The sequence below is a fragment of the Aquabacterium sp. genome (assembly GCF_004297345.1).
Taxonomy (GTDB): Bacteria; Pseudomonadota; Gammaproteobacteria; order Burkholderiales; family Burkholderiaceae_C; genus Aquabacterium.
In genome coordinates this window covers 1-4,874 of the sequence record NZ_SCTN01000487.1, presented here as the reverse complement: position 1 = coordinate 4,874, position 4,874 = coordinate 1, and the positions used below count along the sequence as shown (strand labels likewise).

The following is a 4,874-nucleotide window of genomic DNA, read 5'->3' as shown; positions in this document are numbered from 1 at the left end:
CAGGGCCCTTGTTCGAACAAGTGGTGGCCAAGCAGACCGCTTTCTTCCAGAAGAACCTGATGGGGCAATAAGGAGCAGGGCCCGCCCAGCATGCCTGTCGGCATCTGGAAGGGCGGTAGCGCGGGAGAGTGAAGCCGACGTATCATGATCGGTTGCTTTTTTGCCGAGGGCGCGACGCAGGTCGGGCCCTCATCTTGCTCAGATCCGCCGATGTCTCGCTCCGATTCCCCTGACGCTCCCGCCAAGCCCGCAGCTCGACCCCGGGGCGACAACCCCCTGATCCAGATCCGAGGGGCCCGCACCCACAATCTGAAAAACATCGACCTGGATCTGCCTCGCCATCAGTTGGTGGTGATCACCGGCCTGTCTGGCTCGGGCAAATCCAGTCTGGCTTTCGACACGCTGTACGCCGAAGGCCAGCGCCGCTATGTCGAAAGCTTGAGCGCTTACGCCCGCCAGTTCCTGCAGCTGATGGACAAGCCCGATGTGGACGTCATCGAGGGCCTGTCGCCCGCGATCAGCATCGAACAGAAGGCGACCAGCCACAACCCGCGCTCGACCGTGGGCACGGTCACCGAGATCCACGACTACCTGCGCCTGCTGTACGCCCGCGCTGGCACACCGTTCTGCCCTGATCACCACGTACCCCTGCAGGCACAAAGCGTCAGCCAGATGGTGGACATGGTGCTGGGCCTGCCCGAAGACACCAAGCTGATGGTGCTCGCGCCTGTGGTGCGTGATCGCAAAGGTGAACACGCCGAGCTGTTTGCCGACATGCAGGCGCAAGGCTATGTGCGTTTTCGCATCAACGGTCAGATCGTCGAGGCGGCCGATCTCAAGCCCTTGGTCAAAAACGAAAAGCATGACATCGACGTGGTCGTGGACCGACTCAAGGTCAAGCCCGACATGCAGCAGCGCTTGGCCGAAAGCTTCGAAGCCGCCTTGCGCCTGGCCGATGGCCGTGCGCTGGCCTTCGAGATGGACACGGGCGCCGAGCACCTGTGCTCTGCCAAGTTCGCCTGCCCGGTGTGCAGCTACTCGCTGGCCGAACTGGAGCCGCGTCTCTTCTCGTTCAACTCGCCCGTGGGCGCGTGCCCGACCTGCGACGGTCTGGGCCATGTGATCGCCTTTGATCCCCAGCGCGTGGTGGGCTTTCCATCATTGAGTTTGGCCAGTGGTGCCGTCAAAGGCTGGGATCGCCGTAACCCCTACACCTACAGCCTGATCGAATGCCTCGGCAAACACTATGGTGTCGACATGGAACAGCCTTTCGAAGAGCTGCCCGCCCATGTGCAACAGGTGGTGCTCTACGGCTCAGGCGAAGAAGAGATCGAGTTCGTCTACGAGGCCGATGGTCCATCGGGCAAGAAGCGCAAGGTCAAACGCACGCATGCCTTCGAAGGCATCATTCCCAACTTCGAGCGCCGCTTCAAGGAGACGGATTCCGCGGCCGTGCGCGAAGAACTGGCTCGCTATCAGCAGCCCAAGGCTTGCCCTGATTGCCACGGCACGCGCCTGCGTACCGAAGCCCGCAACGTCAAGCTGCTGGATGCCAACACGGGCGAGACACGCGCCATCTTCGAGATCGCGCACGCCACGCTGGCCGAAGCGCATCACTACTTCGAGCAACTGCACCTGCAAGGCGCCAAGGCCGAGATCGCTTCGAAGGTCGTCAGCGAGATCCGATCGCGCCTGCGCTTCCTCAACGATGTGGGCCTGAACTACCTCAGCCTCGATCGCAGCGCCGACACGCTCTCAGGCGGCGAAGCGCAACGCATCCGACTGGCTTCGCAGATCGGCTCCGGCCTGACCGGCGTGATGTATGTGCTCGATGAGCCCAGCATCGGCCTGCATCAGCGCGACAACGACCGCCTCATCGGCACACTGCAGCACCTGCGGGATCTGGGCAACAGCGTCATCGTGGTCGAACACGACGAAGACATGATCCGCGCCGCAGACCACGTGGTAGACATGGGGCCGGGTGCTGGCGTGCACGGCGGCAAAGTGCTGGCCCAAGGCAGACCCGAAGACATCATGCGCAACCCGGACAGCCTCACGGGTCAGTACTTGGGCCGAGCCTTGCGCATCGAGGTGCCATCCAAGCGTCACGCTTTCACGGATGAAACGCCGCGCCTGCGCGTGGTCAATGCTCGCGGCCACAATCTCAAGGGCGTGACCGTCGATTTGCCGGTGGGCCTGCTGACCTGCGTGACCGGTGTATCCGGCTCCGGCAAGTCCACCTTGGTCAATGACACCCTGTATGCAGCCGTGGCCAAGAAGCTCTACCAGAGCCATGCCGAGCCCGAGCCGCATGATGAGATCGAAGGCCTGGAGCTGTTCGACAAGGTCATCAATGTGGACCAGTCGCCCATTGGCCGCACGCCGCGCAGCAACCCCGCTACCTACACCGGTCTGTTCACGCCTATCCGCGAGCTGATGGCCGATGTGCCCGCCGCGCGCGAACGCGGCTACAACGCCGGGCGCTTCTCCTTCAACGTGGCCGGTGGCCGCTGCGAGGCCTGCCAGGGTGATGGCGTGCTCAAGGTCGAGATGCACTTCCTGCCCGATGTCTACGTGCCTTGCGACGTCTGTCACGGCAAGCGCTACAACCGCGAGACGCTGGAGATCCTCTACAAGGGCAAGAACATCCACGAGATCCTGGACCTGACGGTCGAGGCCGCCTTGGCCTTCTTCAGCGCCGTGCCCTCGATCGCACGCAAGTTGCAGACGCTGATGGATGTGGGCCTGGGCTATATCCGATTGGGGCAGGCTGCCACGACCTTGTCAGGCGGTGAAGCGCAGCGCGTCAAGCTGGCGCTGGAGCTGTCCAAGCGCGACACAGGCCGCACGCTCTACATCCTTGATGAGCCCACCACGGGCCTGCACTTCCATGACATCGCCTTGCTGCTCAAGGTGCTGCATCAACTGCGTGATGCCGGCAACACCATCGTGATCATCGAGCACAACCTGGACGTCATCAAGACGGCCGACTGGTTGATCGACATGGGCCCGGAAGGGGGCTCTGGCGGTGGACGATTGCTGATCGCAGGGACACCCGAGGACATCGCCTCACATGAAGGTAGCCACACCGGTCAGTATCTCAAGGCCTTGTTGTAAGACGACTGATCCGGTCGCTTCACGGGCAATCAGGCCGTCATGAAGCCCAGGTTGTAGCTGTTGCTGTTGAACTGGCGCAAGTTGGGCAGGATCGCATTGGGGTCGCCATCGTAACTACCCTGAAGGGCGCTGTCTGACACGCCCATCCAGCGGCCCAGGGTGTAGGCGTACTGGTCCACCGATGTGGTGGGAATCAGTACGCCGTTCTGAATCTGGTCGTCGCTGCTGAACACGCCCGTGCTGCTGGCCGTGCTGTATTGAGGGAAGGTGCCATACACCTCGGTGCCGATCACGGCCCCGCCCATGATCAGGTGGTGGCCACCCCAACCGTGGTCTGTGCCATTGCCATTGTTGGTGAACGTTCTGCCGAATTCCGATGCGGTGAACGTGGTGACTTGCGCACTCATGTTGCCGCTGGGCATGTTGGACAGAACCTGATCGAAGTAACTCATCGCATGGTTGAGTTGCGCCATGCGCTCTGCATGATCGGCGATCTGGTTCGTGTGGGTGTCAAAGCCGCCGAGCTGAACCAGGAAGAACTGCCGTTTCATGCCCAGGCTGGCCGTGCGGTTCGCATCTATCAAACGGGCCACCATTTGCAACTGCTGGGCAAGCGGGTTGAAGGTGAGACTGCCACTCGTCGGGCTCACGTATTTGAGCAAGGCGTCATTGCTCGGGGTGGTCACACCTGGTGTGCTCCAAGGGGCAACACCCAATGCCGGAAACAAGCTGCTCAGCATGCCGCTGGCCTGGAAGGCTCTTTGCGCAACCTTCTGATGATCGGCCGCAAAGGCGTTACGGGCGGTGATGCTGGGTGAGCCGTCCGCGTTCAACTTGCCCATCACATTGGCTACGGCGTTTTGCAGGCTGCTGCTGCCGTAGATCTGTCCGCCGCTACCCAGACTGAGTACGCCGGTACCGCTGCTTTGATATGGCAAGACGTCGTGACCGGCCTGCCAGACATTGGCACCTGCTGGCGTCATGCACGTGAACGAGCGCTGAATCACGAGGGCATCCGCTGCATCGTGCCCCACACCGTTTCTTTGCATCAGGAGGTCAGCCATACGCCCCCCCCAACCCTCGCTGGCGCCTTCCGGATGAAAAGACAGCCAGGTCGACTGCTGGTCGTTGTGCGAGAACAGTTTGGCGGGTTTACTTTGGCGGGTGTTAGACCAGTCGGCCTTGACGGTCGGGCGCGTCAACGTGCCGACGTTGGCCAGTACTGCCACCTTGCCGTTTTGATAGAGGCTTTGCACTTGAGGCAGTGCAGGGTGAAGCGCGAACTGCCTGGTGGCGTGAACCGCACGCCCAGCATGACTGATCGGCAAGACCCCGCCAAGTCGTTCCGGTCTGCTCGCGGCCGCAGCACCGTCGGTGGGGGTGCCCACTGGCATCAACGCGATGGAGTTGCCCCCATCGTTGGGACGCCTTTGGTTGGTGTAGTGCGTCCAGGAGCTTGAGTCTGTGGCCAGTACAGTGTTGAACGCGTCGTTCCCACCATTCAGGTAGATACAGACCAGGGCACGGTAGTCGCTGCTGCCGCCCGTGGATTGTGCGGCAGCACGCGTGATGGCGCCAAAGTTGAGAGCCAGAGGCGCTGCAGCCCCCAGCGACGACATGGCTGCGGCGCGATGCAGGAAGGCGCGTCGGCTGGTAGAACTCATGTTGTGGATCTCACTGTTGAACCACGAAGCTGGGTGATACAGCCACCAATAGAACGGCAGCCATGATGCGCTGGCGCTTTTGTGTCGTGGTGG

General features: G+C 61.9%; 2 protein-coding genes. One reads left to right on the top strand and one right to left on the bottom strand.

The window, feature by feature from the left end:
- The first annotated feature begins 210 nt into the window (after nucleotides 1-210).
- A complete protein-coding gene (gene uvrA / locus EPO09_RS18865; RefSeq protein WP_290645528.1) occupies nucleotides 211-3,117 on the top strand; it encodes an excinuclease ABC subunit UvrA in 2,907 nt (968 codons plus the stop codon).
- 29 nt (nucleotides 3,118-3,146) lie between these two features.
- Here uvrA and EPO09_RS18860 read toward each other — a convergent pair.
- The coding region (locus EPO09_RS18860) for a DUF1501 domain-containing protein (RefSeq protein WP_290645526.1) at nucleotides 3,147-4,874 on the bottom strand (1,728 nt) is incomplete at its 5' end.

What these genes read in the sequence shown, in the direction of transcription:
- uvrA (WP_290645528.1), top strand. Translation starts at nt 211, where the DNA reads ATGTCTCGCTCCGATTCCCCTGACGCTCCCGCCAAGCCCGCAGCTCGA.